Origin of the sequence: Lichenibacterium minor (genome assembly GCF_004137685.1) — a bacterium.
Lineage (GTDB): Bacteria > Pseudomonadota > Alphaproteobacteria > Rhizobiales > Beijerinckiaceae > Lichenihabitans > Lichenihabitans minor.
On record NZ_QYBB01000003.1, the window covers coordinates 84,693 to 104,066 of the forward strand.

At 73.7% G+C, this 19,374-nt stretch carries 19 protein-coding genes; 15 read left to right on the plus strand and 4 right to left on the minus strand.

What is annotated here, in order from left to right; translation table 11 throughout:
* The first annotated feature begins 1 nt into the window (after position 1).
* Genes hpnC through hpnE form a run of 3 tightly spaced genes read left to right on the plus strand, consistent with a single transcriptional unit; the run spans position 2 to position 2,972 of the window.
* Complete coding sequence (gene hpnC / locus D3273_RS04530; protein WP_129223942.1) at positions 2-886, plus strand: squalene synthase HpnC; 885 nt, start codon at positions 2-4, stop codon at positions 884-886.
* Positions 883-1,725, plus strand: coding sequence for a presqualene diphosphate synthase HpnD (gene hpnD / locus D3273_RS04535; RefSeq protein WP_129223944.1), 843 nt, complete (start codon positions 883-885; stop codon positions 1,723-1,725). Before hpnC ends, hpnD begins: the two co-directional genes overlap by 4 nt.
* A complete protein-coding gene (gene hpnE, locus D3273_RS04540) occupies positions 1,725-2,972 on the plus strand; it encodes a hydroxysqualene dehydroxylase HpnE (protein WP_129223946.1) in 1,248 nt (415 codons plus the stop codon). The genes hpnD and hpnE overlap by 1 nt, the downstream gene beginning before the upstream one ends.
* A 7-nt stretch (positions 2,973-2,979) precedes the next feature.
* On the opposite strand, the gene D3273_RS04545 is transcribed toward hpnE, so the two are convergent.
* Complete coding sequence (locus tag D3273_RS04545; protein ID WP_129223948.1) at positions 2,980-3,462, minus strand: DUF29 domain-containing protein; 483 nt, start codon at positions 3,460-3,462, stop codon at positions 2,980-2,982.
* An 84-nt stretch (positions 3,463-3,546) separates the two neighbouring features.
* Between D3273_RS04545 and D3273_RS04550 the strand changes: the two genes are divergently transcribed.
* The 3 genes from D3273_RS04550 to D3273_RS04560 all read left to right on the plus strand — a co-directional run bounded on the left by D3273_RS04550 (position 3,547) and on the right by D3273_RS04560 (position 6,194).
* Complete coding sequence (locus D3273_RS04550) at positions 3,547-4,242, plus strand: YggS family pyridoxal phosphate-dependent enzyme (RefSeq protein ID WP_129223950.1); 696 nt, start codon at positions 3,547-3,549, stop codon at positions 4,240-4,242.
* 75 nt (positions 4,243-4,317) lie between these two features.
* Positions 4,318-5,019, plus strand: a complete 702-nt coding sequence (locus D3273_RS04555; protein WP_129223952.1) for a hypothetical protein — start codon at positions 4,318-4,320, stop codon at positions 5,017-5,019.
* A 125-nt stretch (positions 5,020-5,144) separates the two neighbouring features.
* Complete coding sequence (locus D3273_RS04560; RefSeq protein WP_129223954.1) at positions 5,145-6,194, plus strand: extensin-like domain-containing protein; 1,050 nt, start codon at positions 5,145-5,147, stop codon at positions 6,192-6,194.
* A gap of 25 nt (positions 6,195-6,219) precedes the next feature.
* Here D3273_RS04560 and D3273_RS04565 read toward each other — a convergent pair whose 3' ends face one another.
* Positions 6,220-9,150 carry a PAS domain S-box protein gene (locus tag D3273_RS04565; RefSeq protein WP_129223956.1) on the minus strand — a complete coding sequence of 977 codons (2,931 nt, stop codon included), beginning with the start codon at positions 9,148-9,150 and terminating at the stop codon, positions 6,220-6,222.
* Between the two features lie 174 nt (positions 9,151-9,324).
* Here D3273_RS04565 and D3273_RS04570 point away from each other — a divergent pair, with 174 nt between their 5' ends.
* The 5 genes from D3273_RS04570 to D3273_RS04590 all read left to right on the plus strand — a co-directional run bounded on the left by D3273_RS04570 (position 9,325) and on the right by D3273_RS04590 (position 12,877).
* A complete protein-coding gene (locus D3273_RS04570) occupies positions 9,325-9,627 on the plus strand; it encodes an Rdx family protein (RefSeq protein ID WP_129223958.1) in 303 nt (100 codons plus the stop codon).
* Between the two features lie 59 nt (positions 9,628-9,686).
* Positions 9,687-11,162 carry a PfkB family carbohydrate kinase gene (locus tag D3273_RS04575; protein ID WP_129223960.1) on the plus strand — a complete coding sequence of 492 codons (1,476 nt, stop codon included), beginning with the start codon at positions 9,687-9,689 and terminating at the stop codon, positions 11,160-11,162.
* Positions 11,159-12,139 (plus strand): ADP-glyceromanno-heptose 6-epimerase, encoded by a 981-nt coding sequence (gene rfaD, locus D3273_RS04580; protein WP_129223961.1) that lies wholly within the window; start codon positions 11,159-11,161, stop codon positions 12,137-12,139. Before D3273_RS04575 ends, rfaD begins: the two co-directional genes overlap by 4 nt.
* Positions 12,140-12,162: 23 nt before the next feature.
* A complete protein-coding gene (locus D3273_RS04585) occupies positions 12,163-12,480 on the plus strand; it encodes a cupin domain-containing protein (protein ID WP_129223963.1) in 318 nt (105 codons plus the stop codon).
* A gap of 61 nt (positions 12,481-12,541) precedes the next feature.
* The gene (locus tag D3273_RS04590) at positions 12,542-12,877 is read left to right on the plus strand and encodes a hypothetical protein (RefSeq protein ID WP_129223965.1); all 336 of its coding nucleotides are present in this window, start codon (positions 12,542-12,544) and stop codon (positions 12,875-12,877) included.
* Between the two features lie 51 nt (positions 12,878-12,928).
* On the opposite strand, the gene recF is transcribed toward D3273_RS04590, so the two are convergent.
* The gene (gene recF / locus D3273_RS04595; RefSeq protein ID WP_129224221.1) at positions 12,929-14,089 is read right to left on the minus strand and encodes a DNA replication/repair protein RecF; all 1,161 of its coding nucleotides are present in this window, start codon (positions 14,087-14,089) and stop codon (positions 12,929-12,931) included.
* Positions 14,090-14,126: 37 nt separating this feature from the next.
* The gene (locus D3273_RS04600; RefSeq protein ID WP_245500989.1) at positions 14,127-14,753 is read right to left on the minus strand and encodes an arylesterase; all 627 of its coding nucleotides are present in this window, start codon (positions 14,751-14,753) and stop codon (positions 14,127-14,129) included.
* Positions 14,754-14,819: 66 nt separating this feature from the next.
* Here D3273_RS04600 and D3273_RS04605 point away from each other — a divergent pair, with 66 nt between their 5' ends.
* The 4 genes from D3273_RS04605 (at position 14,820) to D3273_RS04620 (ending at position 19,359) form a co-directional block, all read left to right on the plus strand.
* On the plus strand, positions 14,820-15,524 hold the full coding sequence (locus tag D3273_RS04605) for an ABC transporter ATP-binding protein (protein ID WP_129223969.1): 705 nt from the start codon (positions 14,820-14,822) through the stop codon (positions 15,522-15,524).
* A 44-nt stretch (positions 15,525-15,568) separates the two neighbouring features.
* The gene (locus D3273_RS04610) at positions 15,569-18,106 is read left to right on the plus strand and encodes an ABC transporter permease (protein ID WP_129224223.1); all 2,538 of its coding nucleotides are present in this window, start codon (positions 15,569-15,571) and stop codon (positions 18,104-18,106) included.
* A 128-nt stretch (positions 18,107-18,234) separates the two neighbouring features.
* The gene (locus tag D3273_RS04615) at positions 18,235-18,510 is read left to right on the plus strand and encodes a hypothetical protein (RefSeq protein ID WP_129223971.1); all 276 of its coding nucleotides are present in this window, start codon (positions 18,235-18,237) and stop codon (positions 18,508-18,510) included.
* Between the two features lie 99 nt (positions 18,511-18,609).
* A complete protein-coding gene (locus D3273_RS04620; protein ID WP_129223973.1) occupies positions 18,610-19,359 on the plus strand; it encodes an aspartate/glutamate racemase family protein in 750 nt (249 codons plus the stop codon).
* The last annotated feature ends 15 nt before the right edge of the window (positions 19,360-19,374 follow it).

A 19,374-nucleotide genomic window follows, 5' to 3' on the forward strand; every position in this document is an offset into this window, starting at 1 on the left:
CATGACCACAGCCAGCGACGTCGCGTCGGGCAAGACCCACACGGACGAGAATTTTCCCGTGGCGTCGCACCTCATCGCGGCCCGGCACCGGCCGGCCGTGATGGCCTTCTACCATTTCGTCCGCGCTGCCGACGACGTCGCCGACCACGCGACGCTGACGCCGGCGGAGAAGCTCGACCACCTCGACCGGCTGGAACAGGCCCTGCTGGGCCGCCGCGACGACGAGCCCGTGGCGCGCCCGCTGCGCGCCGTGCTGGCCGAGCGCCGCCTGACGCCGCGCCACGCCCAGGACCTCATCGCCGCCTTCCGGCTCGACGTCACCAAGAACCGCACGGCCGACTGGGCCGACCTCATCCACTATTGCAGCCTCAGCGCCATGCCGGTCGGCCGCTACGTCCTCGACGTGCACGGCGAAAGCGAGTCCACCTGGGCGGCGTCGGACGCCGTCTGCGCGGCGCTGCAGATCATCAACCACCTGCAGGACTGCGGAAAGGACTTCCGCGACCTGGACCGCGTCTACATCCCCGACGACGCCCTGGCGGCCGCCGGCGTGCCGCACGAGGCGCTCGGCGCCGACCGGGCGTCCCCGGCGCTGCGGACGCTGTTCCGCGACCTCGCGGTCCGCACCATGGGCCTGCTCGACGAGGGCGGCGTCCTGCCCCGCCAGGTGGCCGACTTCCGCATGAGCCTCGAAACAGCGGTCATCATCGCGCTGGCGCGCCACCTCACCACCACCCTGATGAGCCACGATCCCCTGAGCGAGCGCGTGCACCACAACAAGGCCGAATACCTGCGCATCGGCGGCGTCGGCGCGGCCCGCACCGCGGTCGGGCGCCTGTTCCGCAGGCCCGCGGCGCCGGCGGCCGCCCGGGTGGGCCGGGCATGAGCGCCGCGACCCAACCCGCGGTCGGCGTCGCCCAGGCCGCCCAGGCGGCCGGCTCGTCCTTCTACGCCGGCATGCGCATCCTGCCGAAGCCGCAGCGCGAAGCCATGTATGCCGTCTATGCCTTCTGCCGGGCCGTCGACGACGTGGCGGACGACGGCGGCACGCGCGAGGAGCGCTCCGCCGGCCTCGCCCGCTGGCGCGACGGCGTCGATGCCCTCTACGCCGGCCGGCCCACGCCCGACACGGCGCCGCTCGCCGAAGCGGTGCGCCGCTACGGCCTGAAGCGCGACGACTTCGTGGCCGTGATCGACGGCATGGCGATGGACGCCGCGGAGGACATCCGCGCCCCCGACGAGGCCACGCTCGACCTCTACTGCGACCGCGTCGCCTCCGCGGTCGGCCGCCTGTCCGTGATGATCTTCGGCGTTTCGGACGCCAACGGCCGGGGCCTCGCCCACCACCTCGGCCGCGCCCTGCAGAAGACCAACATCCTGCGCGACATCGACGAGGATGCCGCCATGGGCCGCCTGTATCTGCCGCGCGAAAAGCTGGAAGCGGCGGGGATCACCACCACGGACCCGGCCGCGGTGGCGGCCCACCCCGCCCTGCCCAGCGTGTGCGCCCCCATCGTGAGCGAAGCGCGGCAGCACTTCGCCGAAGCCCAGGCCATCATGGCGCGCGAGCCCCGCCGCGCCACGCGGGCGCCGCGGCTGATGGGCGCCGTCTACGGCGCCGTGCTGGAAGCCACCGCCAAGCGGGGCTTCGCCGCCCCCCGCGAGCGCGTGAGGAAACCCAAGCTGCGATTGTTGATCTCGCTCGTCCGGCACGGCCTGTTCTGATGCCCGGCACGATCCACGTCGTGGGCGCGGGCCTCGCCGGGCTCGCCGCCGCCCTGAAGCTCGACCCGGCGCGCAGGCGCGTCGTGCTGCACGAAGCGTCCCGCCACGCCGGCGGCCGCTGCCGCTCCTACCACGACCCGGCTCTCGGGATGGCGATCGACAACGGCAACCACCTCGTGCTGTCCGGCAATGCCGCGGTGGCGGACTATGTCGCGGCCGTGGGGGCCTCCGACAAGCTGAAGCCGACGCGCGACGCCGCCTTCGACTTCGCCGACCTCGCCACGGGCGCGCGCTGGCAGGTGATCCCCAATGCCGGCCGCCTGCCCTGGTGGATCTTCGTGGCGCGCCGCCGCGTGCCGGGCACCGGCTGGCGCGACTATCTCGGCCTCGGCAAGCTGCTGCGCGCCGGCCCGCGCGACCGCATCCAGGACGTGATGCGCTGCGAGGGACCGCTGTGGGACCGGCTGTGGCATCCGCTGCTGGTCGCGGCCCTGAACACCGATCCGAAGACATCGTCGGCCGCGCTGGCCGGCGCGGTCATCCGCGAGTCGCTCGCCAAGGGGGGCGACGCCTGCCGGCCGCTCGTCGCCACCGAGGGTCTGGCCGAAGCCTTCGTCGACCCGGCGCTCGACACGCTGCGGAAGCGCGGCGTCGAGATCCGCTTCGACCACCGCCTGCGCGGCCTGACGCTGGACGGGGGCCGGGTGTCGGCGCTCGACTTCGCCGACGAGGAGTCGACCGTCCTTCAGCCCGGCGACGGCGTGATCCTGGCCGTGACGGCGCCGGTGGCCGCCACGCTGGTGCCGGGCCTGACGGTGCCGACGGACTTCCGCTCCATCGTCAACGCCCACTTCCTGGCGGACGCGCCCCCCGGCCATCCCCTGATGATCGGGCTGGTCAACAGCGCGTCGGAATGGGTCTTCTCCTTCGCGGGACGGCTGTCGGTGACGATCAGCGACGCCGACCGCTTCCTCGACACGCCGAAGGAGGAGCTGGTCGCCCGGCTGTGGCGCGAGGTCGCCGCCGTGACGGGCCACGATCCCGACGTGCTGCCGCGCCACCGCATCATCCGCGAGAAGCGCGCCACCTTCGCGGCCTCGCCCGAGCAGGACGCCCTGCGCCCCGGCCCCGAGACGGCCTGGCGCAACCTCGTGCTCGCCGGCGACTGGACCCAGACCGGCCTGCCGTCCACCATCGAGGGCGCGATCCGCTCCGGCAACCGGGCGGCGGCGCTGGCGATGCGGTGAGGGCGCTTCAGGCGCCGCGCGCGGGTGGCTCGGCCAGTGCCGTCCAGGGCTGATATTCTTCGCTGGACGCCTGTTCCCAGCTGAAGGGAGCGTCGGCCGGAAACGCTTCCAGACCCATCCCCGTTTCGGCGGATGCCAGCCTGCGCGCCTGCGCATAGGCTTCGGCGAAGATGTCCGCCCGGCGCGGTTCGAGGCTCAAGTTCTCGTCCAGGTAGGCCGAAGCGTTGAAGCGCTCTCTCACGACCGTTCCCTGCCAGCTGCGGGTGAAGCGTTCCGGCTGGAACAGGACTTTGAGGAGATGGGCGGCGATCAGGCGATAGCACGAGCGCAGCGACGCGACCTGCGACCGTCCCACGCGCTCGATCTCCTCGGCCACGTTCTCCATGTCGACATCGTCGTAACGACCCTGACGCAGCAGGGCGGCCTGATGTCGTGACCAGCCATAAACATCGTCCTCGTAGGACACGCCCCGCCGATCGCGCTCCTCCATCGTCCAGCCCTCCTGCCCATGCCATAAGGGCCCCCCGCCGGGAGAATGGACCCCGTCCCCCGGCCCTCCAATAGGACCAGCCCGATGGCCGACACCGAGACCGCCCCCGACGACGTCCCCGCCCGCCTGGCCGCGGTGGCCGCGCAGGTGGCCCGCTCGGCGCGCGACGTCGGCCGCGATCCCGGCTCCGTGTCGCTCGTCGCGGTGTCGAAGACGCATGCCGCGGCGGTCGTCGCGCCCGCGCTCGAAGCCGGCCACCGCGCCTTCGGCGAGAACCGCGTGCAGGAAACCAAGGGCAAGTGGCTGGAGCTGCGCGAACGCTTCCCGGGCGTCGAGCTGCACCTCATCGGCCCGCTCCAGTCCAACAAGGCCCGCGAGGCCGTCGAACTGTTCGACGTCATCGAGACGGTCGACCGCCCGAAGATCGCCGAAGCGCTGGCGGCCGAGATCGCGCGCGCCGGCAGGGCGGTGAAGCTCTTCGTCGAGGTCAACACCGGGGCGGAGCCGCAGAAGGCCGGCGTCCTGCCGGGCGACGCCGACGCCTTTCTGAAGCATTGCCGCGACGCGCTCGGCCTCGACGTCGCGGGGCTGATGTGCATCCCGCCGGCCGACGAGCAGGCGTCGCCGCATTTCGCGCTGCTCGCCAAGATCGCCGCAGCCAACGGGGTCCCAGGTCTGTCGATGGGCATGAGCTCGGACTTCGAGCTCGGCATCCAGCTCGGCGCCACCCACGTCCGCGTGGGCACGGCGATCTTCGGGGCGCGCCCGCCGCTGCGCTGACGCCCCGCTTTCGATCGGGGATCGTGGAACGCCCCAGGGCGTCGCCGTGTTTCCGCCCGAACAGGGAGAAACGCGATGGACAGTGACCCGCAGGCCCGGAGCCGCCAGACCGTGACGGCCTTCTTCGAATCGCAGGGGGAAGCCGACCACGCCAAGGCCGACCTGCTGGCCGCCGGCTTCGCCGAAGCCGACATCCACGTCGTGGCCGGCGAGGCCGTGCAGGGACACGCGGCGCCGCACCGCGACGTCGGCCTGTTCCGCGCCCTCCTCGACATCTTCGTCTTCATGCCGGAGGACGACAAGGCGACCTACCAGGAGGGCCTGAACCGCGGCGGCGTCGCGCTCGCGGTCCACACCGGCGAGGCCGGCTACGAGCGCGCCATCGACATCCTCGACCGCGACGGCGCCGTGAACCTCGACGAGCGCGAAACGGAGTGGAAGGCGGGGGGATGGTCGCGGCCGCTCGCCGCCGAAGCGCGGCGCGACCCGGCCGACGCGGCGGATGCCGACAGCGCGCAGCGTCACGACCCGCTCGTGGACGCGGGCGCGGTGCGGGACGTCCGCGAGCGCATCGGCGTCGGGACCGCGAACCCGAGCGCCGGCATCGACCTCGCGCCCGAGTCGGCCGTGTCGCCCGGCCCCGAGCGCACCCCCATCCCCGGCGAGGAGGAAGCGTCCCTGACGTCGCGGCGCGACACCGGGCACGGGCGGGCGCGGGTCCGCTCCTACATCGGCTCCGTCGGCGGCATGCCGACGGGCATCGACCCCGCGATCTGACGCGCGCGACGGGGACGCATCGGCATCCCCGTCGATCGACGCGGAATTAACTATGACCGGCGCTCGCGACCGCGGCGATCGGCGCGGTTGAGCGGGGCTTAAGCGGTGCGACGCAATCTGCCCGGATGCGGCTCCGCCCCTTCCCGATCCTTCTGACCCTCGCCGTCCTCGCCGGCTGCTCGGATTATCGCCACGCCGAGCGGCCGCCGTGGCGTTCCCAGGCCGAGGCGGCCTGCCTCGCCCAGGGGCTCGTCCGCGAATCCGCCAGCGTGCGGCCGTTCCACCCGGTGAGCGGGCCCGGCATCTGCGGCGCCGATCACCCGTTCAAGGTGACGGCGCTCGACGACGGCAGCGTCGCGCTCAACACCGCCCAGACCCTGAACTGCCCGATGGTCGCCGCCCTGGACGCGTGGGTGCGCGAGGTCGTCCAGCCCGCCGCACAGGCGCGGTTCGGCGAGCGCGTCGTGGCGATCGACTCGATGGGCAGCTACAACTGCCGCGGGATCAACAACCGCAGCGGCGCGAACCTCAGCGAGCATGCCTTCGCCAACGCGATCGACATCGGCGGCTTCACCCTCGCCGACGGCCGGACGCTGACCGTCATGCGCAGCTTCAACGCCGGGGACGAGCAGGAGCGCGCCTTCCTGCACGAGGCCCACGCGGGCGCCTGCGGCGCGTTCACCACGGTGCTCGGCCCGGGCTACAACATCTTTCATTACAACCACTTCCACATGGACCTGGCGCACCATGGCGGGACGTCGCGCGCGCCCCGCCGCTACTGCAAGCCCGTGCCGCAGCCGAACCTGCCCGGCCCGCCGTCCCGGGACGACACGCCGGACCCGCCGGCCGCCGAGGAGGAGATGGACGTCGCCCGGGCCCCCCTGCCCGCCCCCGCCCTGCGGGCCGGACCGCCGATGCTCGAAGCCGCCGTGCCGCTTCCCGCCGTCGTGGCGCGGTCCGCGCCGCCGCCGAGGGCGCCAGCCGCCATGGCCCTCGCCCTGACGCCGGACGCGCCTCCGCCCCGTGCCCGCGCGGCGACGCCCACGCCGGACGAGCCCCCGCTCATCAGCTTCGCCGTGCCGGCCGACGACCGGGACGCCGCGCCCCCCGCGCGGCCCCGGCTTGGCGCGCCGGCGAGGGACCGGGACGTCACGTCGAGCATCGGCGCGCGGTGACGCCGCGCGGGGACGCGGTCCGGGCTCAGCCGGCGGTCCCCTCCGCGCTGCGCCGGGCCAGGTCCCGCCGGAGGTCGGCGACGCGCTCGACCGCCGCGTCGCGCGCGGCCCGCACGGCCTCGAGGCAGGTCGCGTAGCCGTCGCTCCCCGGCACCGCCGCTTCGAGCGCGCGGGAACGGGCCGCGAGATCGGACAGGCCCGCCATCCCGGCGACGGACAGCACCACGTGGGCGTCGGCCTTCCACCGGCGCAGGTCGTCGGGGATCGCGACGGAACCCGGCGAGAAGCGCTGCGGCAGGGACGCCGCCAGGCGCGACAGCACGTCGTCGAGCCGCGCGGGGCCGAGGTAGGTTCCGAGCTGCGCGTAGGCGGCCTCGTCGAAGGGCAGCGCCGCCGGACCGGCGCCGCTTCCGGCCGTCCAGCGCGCCACGGCGGCATGGAGCTGCGCGCGGTTCAGCGGCTTGCCGAGATGGCCGTCCATGCCGGCCTCGCGGAAAGCCCGCACCTGTTCGGGAAACACGTTGGCCGTCATGGCGACGATCGGCACGCTGCGCTGCGGGCCCGCCGAAGCGCGGATGAGGCGCGTCGCCGTGACGCCGTCCATGCCGGGCATCTGCACGTCCATGAGGACGAGGTCGTAGGGTGCCGCCGCGACGGCCGCCACGGCCTGCGCGCCATCGCCCGCGACGTCGACGGCGTGGCCCGCGGCTTCGAGCAGCGCCACGGCGAGGCGCTGGTTGATGTCGATGTCCTCGACGACCAGGATGCGGGCGACGCGGGACGCGCCGGCGCGCTGGGGCGGGCTCGGCGCCGTGACGGCGGACGGCGGCAGCGTGACGGTGAACCAGAAGGTCGAGCCGTCGCCCTCGCGGCTCGACACGCCGATCTCCCCGCCCATCAGCTCGACGAGGCGCTTGCAGATGGCGAGGCCCAGGCCGGAGCCGCCGAACCGGCGCGCCACCGAACTGTCGACCTGGGAGAAGCGCTCGAACAGCCGGTGCTGCTTGTCGCGCGCGATGCCGATGCCGGTGTCGGCCACCTCGAAGCGCACGGTTTCGCCGCCCGAGCCCGCCGTGCCGAGGCTCGACACCCTGAGCACCACCCGTCCCCGCGGCGTGAACTTCACGGCGTTGTTGAGCAGGTTCAGCAGCACCTGGCGCAGGCGGCCCTCGTCGCCGACGAGCCCCGCCGGCAGGCCCGCGGCGATCTCGACCTCGATGTCGAGCGCCTTCGTGCCCGCGTAGCCGCGCAGGATGGCGGCGCAGCCCTCGGCCAGCGCTTCGGGCGAGAACGGGATGGCTTCGAGCTCGACCGCGCCGGCTTCCGCCTTGGAGAAGTCGAGGATGTCGTTGACCACGGTCAGCAGGGCCGCCCCGGCGGCGCGGATCAGCTCGGCCTGCGACGCCGCCGAGGCGGGCAGCCCGCCCGCGTCGATCATCAGGTCGGTGAAGCCGATGATGCTGTTCAGCGGCGTGCGGATCTCGTGGCTCATGGCGGCGAGGAAATCGCTCTTGGCCTGGCTGGCGGCCTCGGCGTCGCGCTGCGCCCGCTCGGCCATGTCCTTGGCGGCAGCCAGGTCGTCGGCGCGCTGCCGGCGCTCCGTGACGTCGCGCAGCGCCACCACCACCACGGGCCCGCCGACCCGCTCCGCCATGTGGAACGCGCCTTCGACCCAGATGAGGTCGCCGTCCCCGCGCGCGACGCGGTGGGTATGGAGCACGATGCCGTCGTCCGGGCCGAGCCGCGCCAGCAGGGCCCGCACGGCGTCGCGGTCGTCGGGATGGATGACGTCGGCGAGGCGCCCCCGCGCGACCTCGTCGGGCGGGTAGCCCAGCACGCGGGCCGAGGAGGGCGACACGTAGAGGGCGGCGCCGTCCGGCCCCGGCTCGCGCAGCATCACGACGTCGGACGAGTTTTCGGCGAGCAGGCGGTAACGGTCCCGCACGCGCCCGAGCGCTTCCTCCGCCCCCACGGCGGCGCTGACGTCGCGCGACAGCGCGAGCAGGCGCTCGGGCCGGCCGTTCGCCCCCAGGATCGGCGCGATCACGACGTCGAGGTGGAGCGGGTTGTCCTTGGCGGAAACGCAGTGCGCCCGGAACCGCGACGACGCGCCGGCCGCCGCGGCGGCGACCGCAGACCGCGCCGTCGGCCGCACCTCCACCGGCCACAGGCCCACGAAGTCCCGGCCGAGCGCGTCCCGGGCCCCGTCGAACTCGAGCAGGCACAGGCCGTTGCGGCTCATGAAGGAGATGTCCCCGTCGAGGTCGAGGACCTTGATGCAGTCCGGGCTGGCATCCACGACGCCGCGCAGGAAGGCCTCGCTGGCCCGCACGGCGGCCTCGGCGGCGTGACGGTCCGAAACGTCCCGCAGGGCGCCCACGTAACCGCTCGGCTCGCCCGTGACGGGGTCGCGCGTCGCGCGCATGTTGCCTTCGATCCATCGGTAGCTCCCGTCCTTGCGGCGGTAGCGCTGCGTGGCGACGACGCGTTCGCGCGTGCCGTCGAGGAGGCCGGCCAGGGCAAGGCGGTAGCCCGGCGCGTCCTCCGGGTGGACGATGTCCATCACGGCCGTCCCTTCGAGCTCGTCGGGGGCGTAGCCCAGCAGCGTTCGGCTGCTGGACGACACGAACCGGCGCACCATGTCGCGGTCGGCTTCCACGATCATGTCGGCGGCGTGGTCGGCCAGGAGCTTGAACCGGCGCTCGCTCGCGCGGAGCCGAAGCCAGGTGTCGCGCGCCGCATCCCGCTTCCGGCGGCGGTCCGCGCGCGCCAGCACCAGGGGCAGGACGCACAGCGCGACGCACAGCGCGGCCGACGGGGCCGCGACGGCGACCGGCAGGCCGAGCACGGATGCCGCCCAGAAGGCGGCGACGATCAGCGCCGCTCCGCCCGGCACGGCGTGCTCGGCGCCGAAGCCGGCGGGCGCTGGGTCGTCGTCGGGCACCGGGTCGGGCATGGTGGCGATTCGCGTCTCCCGTCGCATGCTGCGGCGTCGCGGCGGCACACGACCGCGACAGCAGCTACCCGAGCGGAGGGCGAAGCACCATCCTGTGTCGGGCTGCGAGGGTCGACGGGCGCCCGTTTCCACGGGATCGAGGCCCCCCGAACCGCACCGAGGAGGACCGAACCGATGACGGATGCGCGAAAACCCCGGATCGCCTTCACCTATTGCACGCAGTGCCATTGGCTGCTCCGGGCGGCCTGGATGGCGCAGGAGCTCCTGTCGACCTTCGGCACCGACCTCGGCGAGGTCGCGCTGATCCCCGCCACGGGGGGCGCTTTCGCGATCACCTACGACGGCGCGGAGATCTGGGAACGGGTGCGCGACGGCGGCTTCCCGGACGTCAAGGCGCTGAAGGGGCGCGTCCGCGACCGCCTCGACCCGGACCGCGACCTCGGCCACCTCGACCGCGCCAAGCGGGAGCCGAACTGATTTGGCAAATCCGCGCCGCCGCGCCATAGGTCCGGCCGGAACGGGACGGGGCTGACGCGATGCGGCATGTGTTCGACGATCTGGCGCGCGCCCGGGTCGCGGTGATCGGCGACCTGATGCTCGACGTCTACCTGCAGGGCGAGGTCGAGCGCATCTCGCCCGAAGCGCCGGTGCCGGTGGTGCGGCTCGCCTCCGAGCGGGCCGTGGCGGGCGGGGCCGCCAACGTGGCCGCCAACGTGGCGCATCTCGGCGGGCAGGTCGATCTCGTCGGCGTCGCCGGGCCGGACGAGGGTTTCACGGCGCTGGCGGCGCTGCTCGACGCCCACGGCGGCATCGCGCGCGACCGCCTGGTGGTGGACAGCCGCTGCCGCACGACGCGCAAGACGCGCCTGCTCGGCCACAACCAGCAGATCGCCCGCATCGACCACGAGGATCGCGGCCCGCTGCCCGACGAGGTCGACGCGCGCGCGGCGGAGCGCGCCGCGGAGGCCACGGCGGCGGCCGACATCGCCGTCCTGTCCGACTACGGCAAGGGCGTCGTGTCGGACGGGCTGCTGCGCGCGGTGTTCGACGCCGCGGCGGCGGCCGGCAAGCGCGTGATCGTCGACCCGAAGCGCCGGAACCTCGCGGCCTACCGCGGCGCCGCGATCGTGACGCCCAACCGCGCCGAACTCGCGCTCGCCACCGGCCACCCTTGCGAAAGCGACGACGACGCCCGCGCGGCGGCCGCCATCGCGATCCGCATGTGCGGCGCCGACATCCTGCTCACGCGCTCCGAGAAGGGCATGTCGTATTTCCCCGTCGACGGGGAGCCGATCCACCTGCCGACCGTGGCCCAGGAGGTGTTCGACGTGTCGGGCGCCGGCGACACGGTGGTGGGCACGCTGGCGCTCTGCCTCGCGGTCGGCATGCCGGTGGCGGATGCCATGCGGGCCGCCAACCACGCCGCCGGCATCGTGGTGGGCAAGGTCGGCACCGCGCTCGTGTCGCGCGACGAGCTGCTGGCCGACCTGACGGCCGACGGCGGCGCGGACGTCGAGGACGGGCGCCTGCTCGACCGCGAGGCCGCCGTGGCGTTGCGGGCCTGGTGGCGCCGCCAGGGCCTGTCGGTCGGCTTCACCAACGGATGCTTCGACCTCCTCCATCCCGGCCACGCGTCGCTGGTCCGGCAGGCCGCGGCCGGCTGCGACCGGCTCGTCATGGCGCTGAACACCGACGCGTCGGTGCGCCGCCTCAAGGGCCCGAACCGCCCCCTGCAGGCAGAGGACGCCCGCGCCGAGGTGGTGGGCGCCCTGAAGGGCGTGGCCGCCGTGGTGCTGTTCGACGAGGACACGCCGCTGGAGCTGATCGCGGCGCTGCAGCCCGACCTGCTGGTGAAGGGTGCCGACTACACGGAGGACACCGTGGTGGGCGCCGACATCGTCAAGGCCAACGGCGGCCGGGTGATGCTGGCGCGGCTCGTGCCCGGCCAATCGACGACGCGCCTCGCGGCGCGGGGCGCCGGGGCGGATCGCGCCGTCGGGACGGCGCCGTGATCCTCGTCACCGGCGGCGCCGGCTTCATCGGTTCCAACATCTGCGCCGATCTCGAGGCCGCCGGCCGGCGCGACATCGCCGTGGCGGACACGCTCGGCCACGACGGCAAGTGGCGCAACCTCGCCAAGCGGAACCTGCGCGACATCGTCTTTCCCGGCGAGATCGAGGGCTGGCTGGCGGGACGGCCGCGGCTCGACGCGGTGATCCACATGGGCGCCGATTCATCGACCACGGCGACCGACGGCGACCACATCGCCGCCAACAACTTCCGCCTGTCGACGCGGCTGTGGAGCTGGTGCGCGGCGACGGGCACCCCCTTCGTCTACGCCTCCTCGGCGGCGACCTACGGCGACGGCACGCTCGGCTTCGACGACGACGCGTCCGCGGGCGCGCTGGCGCAGCTGCGGCCGCTGAACCTTTACGGCTGGTCGAAGCACCTGTTCGACCGCTGGGCGGTCGAGCGCGCCGCGGAGGGCCACGCGCCGCCGCAATGGGCGGGGCTGAAGTTCTTCAACGTGTTCGGCCCCAACGAGGGCCACAAGGGCGACATGCGCTCGCTCGTCGCCAAGACGGCGAAGCGCATCGCGGCCGGCGACACGATCACGCTGTTCCGCTCGCACCGCGACGGGATCGCCGACGGCGAGCAGCGGCGCGACTTCGTGTCGGTGAAGGACTGCTGCGCCGCCGTGTCGTGGCTGCTGGACAACCCGCGCGTGTCCGGCCTGTTCAACCTCGGCACCGGCCGGGCGCGCTCGTTCCGCGACCTCATCCTGGCCACGGGCGCGGCGCTCGGGGTCGAGGTGAGCGTCGACTATGCCGACATGCCGGACGCGATCCGCGGCCAATACCAGTATTTCACCGAGGCCCGCATGGAGAAGCTGCGCGCCGCCGGGTTCCAGCGGCCGTTCGCGACGCTGGAGGTCTCCGTCGCCGATTACGTGTGCAACCACCTGATGGCCGCCGACGAATACCGGTGACACCGAAACAGGGCGGGACGGCGATGACGCAGCATGTGGTCGCGTGGGACGAGGTCGAAGCCGCCGCGGCGCCGGGCGGGCTGGTGAAGCGGCGCATCGAGCTGCCGGGCATGTCCCTGGTCACGGTCGAGGTGCCGGCCGGCACGCGGGGGAAGCGCCACAGCCACGACCACGACCAGTTCGTGCAGGTGGTGTCGGGCTCGGGCACGCTCGAAACCGAACAGGGCGAACGTCCCTTCTCGGCCGGCACGGTCTTCGCCTTCCCGGCCGGCACGTGGCATCTCGCCAACTTCGACGCCGACACGGTGCTGGTGGAAACCAACCTCGCGCCGACGGGGTAGCTTCTCCGCCGAATTCACGTCAGGATGGAAACGCTTCGAGACGCTCGGTCGGGTAGGCCCCATGACGGACATGTTCGGCTCGCGGCTCTCGTTGTGTTCAGCCTTGGTCATGGCGCTGTGCGCTTCGGCGCCGGCGAGCGCAGAACCGGTCACGTTCGGCGGCGGAGACGGCTCGTCGCAGGATCGTGCCGTCGTGATTCTCGATGCGACGAACGAGATGGAGGGGGTCAGGGCCGAACACGTTTGGCAGGCCCATGTCCATCCGCGCTGGCGATGGTCGGGTGAGCAGGCGACGTTCCGGCGCGGCGGCCGCCTGTTCGACCTGATCCGTCTCCGCGGACCCGACGGCCCTCACGATCTCTGGTTCGACATCACGTCTTTCTTCGGGAAGACGTAGAAGCTCGAAACGGTTGCTTCCGGCCCGTGTCTTGGGTCTGTCAGAGAAGCGTCACCCCGCCGGCCGCACCGCCCCCGGCACCACCTCGAAGCGCTCGGCGCCGCGCAGTTCGGCGAACAGGGCCGGGTCGGCGCCCGTCATGAAGACGTGGCCGCCGAGGGCCTGCAGCTCCGCATAGAGCGCTTCCCGGCGGACGGGGTCGAAATGCGCCGCGATCTCGTCGAGCAGCACCAGCGGCGCGATGCCGCTCATGGCGGTGACGAGCCGCGCCGACGCCAGCACCAGCCCCACCAGCAGCGCCTTCTGCTCGCCCGTCGAGGAGCGAGCCGCTTCGGCGTCCTTGGGGCCGTGGCGCACCGCGAGGTCGCTGAGGTGCGGGCCGATGGAGGTGCGCCCGGCCGCGGCGTCCCGGGAACGGGTGTCGCGCAGGAGGGCGCGGTAGCGGTCCTCGGCGTCGAGCGCCGGGTGGTTCGCCACCAGCGCTTCCACGCCGCCCACCACCGACACGTCGGCCCAGGGAAAGGGCGAGGCCGGGTCGCGATGGACCGCGATGAGGGCCGCGAGCCGCGTCACCGTCTCGTGGCGCGCCGCAGCGACCGCCACGCCGAGCGACGCCACCTCGCGTTCGGCGGCCTCGGCCCAGGCGGCGTCGAGGCGGCCGGACTGGCGCCCCTCCTCCAGCACGCGGTTGCGGTTGCGCAGCGCGCGTTCCAGGGCGGACACGCGGGTGCCGTGCTCGCTGTCCACCGTCAGCACGATGCGGTCGAGGAAACGCCGCCGTTCGGACGACGGGCCGGCGAAGAGACCGTCCATGGCGGGCGTCAACCACACCACGCGCAGGTGCTCGGCGAAGCCCTTGGCGGAGGGCACGGCGGCGCGGTCGATGCGGCAGCGGCGCGAGGCCGCCGTGACGCCGTCGGGCGGCTCCAGGCCGGTGCCGAGCTGCACGGCCTCGACGGCCTGTGACGCGTCCTCGACGGCGACCGACACGGCCCAGCCGCCCTGGCCCGCGTCGCGCGCGCATTCGGCGAGTTCGGCGCGGCGGAAGCCGCGGCCGGGCGTGAAGAACGACAGGGCCTCGAGCAGGTTTGTCTTGCCCGCGCCGTTGTGCCCCGCCAGCACCACGGGCGCACCGGACAGCGGCAGGTCGAGGGCGGGGTAGGATCGGTAGTCGCCGAGCACCAGCCGCCGGACGCGCGGGCGGCGGTCCATCGCGGTCACGGGCGGGCGCCCCCCTTCGACGGTCGCGTCACCCCTTCACCCCCGACGGCGCCACGCCCATGCCCTTCAGCGTTTCTTCCACGGTCGGCAGCATGTTCCCCACGATCGCCCGCACCCCGGCGGCGTTGGGATGCATGCCGTCGGCGAGGTGCAGCTCGGGATGGCCGATGAGGCCGGCGAGGAAGAACGGGTAGAGCGGCACGCCGTCCCGCTTGGCGAGGCCCGGGTAGATGGCGGCGAAGCGCTCGCGGTAGGCCGCGTCGAGCTCCGTGGCGGCATACATTCCCGCCAGCAAAACTCTGATGCCGCGCTTCTGCAGGCCGCCCACGATGTCGGCGAGGTTCTTCGCCGTCACGCCCGTGTCGACGCCGCGCAGCATGTCGTTGGCGCCGAGTTCGACGATCGCGAGGTCCGTGCCGTCCGGCACCGACCAATCGAGCCGCGCGAGCCCGCCCTGCGTGGTGTCGCCCGACACGGCCGCGTTGTTGACCCGCACGTCGTAGCCGTCGCGGCGCAGCGCGGCTTCCAGCACCGCCGGGAAGGCCGCGTCGGCGGGGAGCTGATACCCGGCCGACAGGCTGTCGCCAAAGGCCGCGATCGTGGTGGTGGCGAGCGCCGGTCCGGCCGATGCGACGAACAGAACGGCTGCGGCCAACTGACATCGCAGGCGGGCGGGCCCATATGGGTGGGGCCGCCGAGCGCGGGGCTTCGAGGGTCTGTGATGGTTCAAGCTGCGATCTCGCTCGACGGTGTGCACGTGAGTCTGGGGCGGGCGGCGGCCCGAGTCCATATCCTGAAGGGGATCGATCTCGCGGTGGCCAAGGGCGAAGCGGTGGGCCTCACGGGGCCGTCGGGCTCCGGCAAGTCGACGCTGCTGAGCGTCCTGGCCGGGCTGGAGCGTCCGGAGCGCGGCAGCGTCACGGTCGACGGCACCCGCATCGACGGGCTCGACGAGGACCGCCTTGCGCGGTTCCGCGGCCGCCACATCGGCATCGTGTTCCAAAGCTTCCACCTCATCCCGACCATGACGGCGCTGGAAAACGTCGCCGTGCCCTTGGAACTCGCCGGCCGGGCCGACGCCTTCGCGCGGGCCGCTGCCGAGCTGCGCGGGGTGGGCCTCGGGGAGCGGCTCGGCCACTACCCGTCGCAGCTGTCGGGCGGCGAACAGCAGCGCGTGGCGCTGGCCCGGGCGCTGGCGCCCGACCCCGCCATCCTGGTCGCCGACGAGCCCACCGGCAACCTCGACGAGTCCACCGGCCAGGCCATCATGGACCTCATCTTCGCCACCCGGCGCGAGCGCGGCGCCACGCTGGTGCTGGTGACCCACGACGCGGGCCTGGCGGCGCGCTGCGACCGCACGGTGAGGATCCGCTCCGGCACGGTCGAATCCGACACGGCCCGCGCGTCGGCCGGAGCCGCCGCTTGAGCGCCCGCGCCGAACCCGGCGCCGCCGCGCGCCGCGGGGGCGGGATGCCCCCCAGCGGGCCCATCGCGCTGCGCCTCGCCTGGCGGGACCTGCGCGGCGGGCTCGGCGGCTACTGGATCTTCCTCGTCTGCATCGCCCTCGGGGTCGCCGCCATCGCGGGCGTGGGCTCGGTGGCGGGAAGCCTGTCGGACGGGCTCGGGCGGGAAGGCCGCACCATGCTGGGCGGGGACGCCGCCTTCGCCACCGTGTCGCAGCCGCTCGGGGCGCCGGAGCGCGACTGGCTGGCGGCGCGGGGTCGCCTGAGCCAGGTCGTCACGGCGCGCTCGATGGCGCGGGCCGGCGACCAGGCGAGCCTGGTCGACGTCAAGGCGGTCGACGGCGCCTATCCGACGGCCGGAACCGTGGCGCTCGACCCCGCGCAGCCGCTCGACGTCGCGCTCGCGGACCACGACGGCCGCCCCGGCCTCGTCGCCGACGCCGCCCTGGCGGACCGGCTCGGCGTGAAGGTCGGCGACGCCGTCGCGATCGGCGCCGGCGCCTTCACCCTGCGGGGGGTCATCCGCTCGGAGCCGGACCGGCTCGCCGGCGGCATCGCCTTCGCGCCCGGCGTGCTGATGAGCCGGGCGGGGCTCGACGCCACGGGGCTGATCCAGCCCGGATCGCTCGCCAAGTTCACGGCTCGGCTCGACCTCGCGGGGCCGGCCGACGACGCCGCGCTGGCCCGCCTCGTCACGGACGCCCGGGCCGCCTTCCCCGAAGCCGGCTGGGAGATCAAGACGCGGAACAACGTGTCCCCCGAGTTCGACCGCAACCTCGGCCGCTTCACCCAGTTCCTGACGCTGATCGGCCTCACCGCGCTCGTGGTCGGCGGCGTCGGCGTCGCCAACGCCGTCAAGGCCGCGATGGAACGGAAACGCGCCAGCCTGGCCGTGCTGAAGGCGCTCGGCGCGCCGGGCGGCTCGGTCTTCGCCATGGGGCTCGCCCAGGTCATGCTGGTGGCGCTGTTCGGCGTGCTGGCGGGCGTGGTCGCCGGCGCGGCCCTCCCCTATGCGGCGGCGGCGGGCCTGGGCGCCCTGCTCCCGCTCCCCATCGTGGCGGGCCTTCACCCGGCGGCGCTGGGGCTCGGCGCGCTCTACGGCTTCCTCACCGCGCTGGTGTTCTCGCTGCCGACGCTCGGCCGCGTCCACGACGTGCCGGTGTCGGCGCTGTTCCGGGACGCCGTCGAGCCCGATCCCGGGCGCCTGCGCTTCGGCTACCGGCTGGCCCTGCTCGCCGCCGTGGTGGCGCTGGCAGGCTGCGCGGTCGGCTTCTCGGAGGACCGCAGGCTCGCCGCCTACGACGTCGGCGCGACGCTGCTGGTGTTCGCGGCGCTGCGCCTGGTCGCCTGGGGGTTCATGGCGGCGGCCCGCGCCCTGCCCCGTCCCCGCAACGTCGAGCTCAGGCTGGCGCTCGGCAACATCCACCGGCCGGGCGCGCTGACCTCCGCCGTGGTGCTGTCGCTCGGCCTCGGCCTGACGCTTCTGGTGACGCTGGCGCTGATCGACGACAACATCCAGCGCCAGATCACCGAAGCGCGCCCCGGCGTGACGCCGTCCTTCTTCTTCGCCGACGTGCCGAACCGCGATGCCGCGGGCTTCCTCGACTTCGTCCGGCAGAAGGCGCCCGCCGCGGTTCTGGAAAACGTGCCGATCCTGCGGGGCCGCATCACGGCGGTGGACGGCGTGCCGGCCGACAAGGTCCACGCCCGGCAGGGCGCCACCTGGGTGCTGGAAGGGGACCGCGGCATCACCTTCGCCGACGCCCCGCCGAAGGGCTCGCGCGTGGTCGTGGGGGATTGGTGGCCGAAGGACTATTCCGGGGTGCCGCTCGTGTCCTTCGACCGGGAGCTCGCCGACGGCATCGGCCTGAAGCTCGGCCAAAGCGTCACCGTCAACGTGCTGGGCCGCCCCGTCACCGCCAGGGTGGCCAACCTGCGCAAGGTTGATTGGCAGAACCTCGGCATCAACTTCGTGATGGTGTTCTCGCCCAACGCGTTCCGCGGCGCCCCCTACATGGAACTCGCCACGGCGGGCTTCCCGACCGACGACCCCGCGCGCGACACCGCCCTCGCCCGCGACATCGCCCACAGCTACCCGGCCGTCACGACGGTGCGGGTGCGCGACGTGCTCGAAGCCGTCAACGCCTTCGTGGGCAAGCTCGGGACCGCCACGCGGGCGGCATCCGCCGTGACGATCCTGTCCTCCGTCCTGGTCCTGTCCGGGGCGCTCGCGGCCGGGCGGCGGGCGCGCGTCTACGACGCCGTGATGCTGAAGGTGCTCGGCGCCACGCGCCGACGCCTGCTGCTCGCCTTCGTGCTCGAATACGGCATCCTGGGCCTGGGAACGGCGCTGTTCGGCGTGTTGGCCGGCACGGCGGCGGCCTGGGGCGTGGTGACGGGGGTGATGGGTTTCGACTTCGCCTTCGCGTGGGCGCCGGCGGCGGAGGCGGCGCTCGCGGCCCTGGTGGTCACCGTGGGGCTCGGCCTCGCGGGGACGTGGCGCATCCTGGGCCAGAAGCCGGCGGGATACCTGCGCTCGTTGTGAATGGCGGGGCGCCGGGGCGCGCCCCGCGCGCAGTCGCCGCAGGCCGGCGTCCCGGCGGTCGGCGACCCGGCGCCGCGCCGAAACGTTGACGCCGCGGGCGCCTTCGGCATGCGAGCGAGGCCATGGTCATGAAATCACTGCTGGCCGCCGCCGGCCTCCTGGCCTGCGGCGCCGTCATCCCGGCCGCGACGGCCCAGGTGCTGCCGTCGCCGCAATACGACCAGCTCGGCGCCGCCCGCGCCGGGGGCGAGAACCCCGCCTACCACGTCAACCGCTACGGCTACGGCAATGACGTGCAGGGGCCGAACGGCTCCTACGGCGGCTACCCGGCCGGCAGCGCCGGCGCGATCGAACTGCAGAACGAGCACGACATCAAATGCCGGTACGCCCCCGAATCGTGCTGAGGGCCGGGGCGTCCGCGCCCTCGCGTCCTTGCCGATCGGGGCGCTTTGCGGCAGAGCGGGGCCGACGACCGGAGCCGCCCTCATGACCGCCTCGCCCTCATGACCGCCTCGCCCCCTCGGCCGCTGCGCCAGAAGACCATCGGCGTCCTCGGCGGCATGAGCGACGTCGCCACCGCCGACTATTACCGCCTGCTCAACGCACGGCTGAACGCCCACCATGGCGGCTGGGACAATGCCGAGATCGTCCTCGTGTCGGTCAACTTCGGCAACATCCAGCACTTCGTCCACGGCGGCCTGTGGGACGCGGCGCGGGACTACCTCGCCGACAAGGTGGACCGCCTGGAAGCCGCGGGCGTCGACGTCGTGATCTGCGCCACCAACACCATGCATCGCGTCGTGGCGCCGATCATGGCCGAGCGGGCCACGCCCTTCATCCACATCGTCGACGCCACGGGCGCGGCGGTGCGCGCGGCCGGCCTGCGCCGCGTCGGGCTGCTCGGCACCGCCGCCACGATGCGGTCGGCCGACATGGCGCAGCGCTACGCGGAGCGGTTCGGCGTCGAGGTCGTGGTGCCGCCCGAGGCCGACATCGTGGCGGTCGACCGCGTCGTCTTCGACGAACTGGTGCGGCGCGACATCCGGCCGGAATCGAAGGCCGAATACCTCCGCGTGGTCGAAGCCCTCCGGGCCGCCGGCGCCGAAGGGGTGATCCTCGGCTGCACCGAGATCTTCCTGCTGATCGGCCAGGAGGACCTGCCGGGATTCCCGGTCTTCGACACGACGGCGCTGCACGTGGAGGCGGCGGTGGCCCACGTCGTCGGCGGGCTCGAAGCGCCGCCCGCGGGTTGACGCTCTGCCCACCCG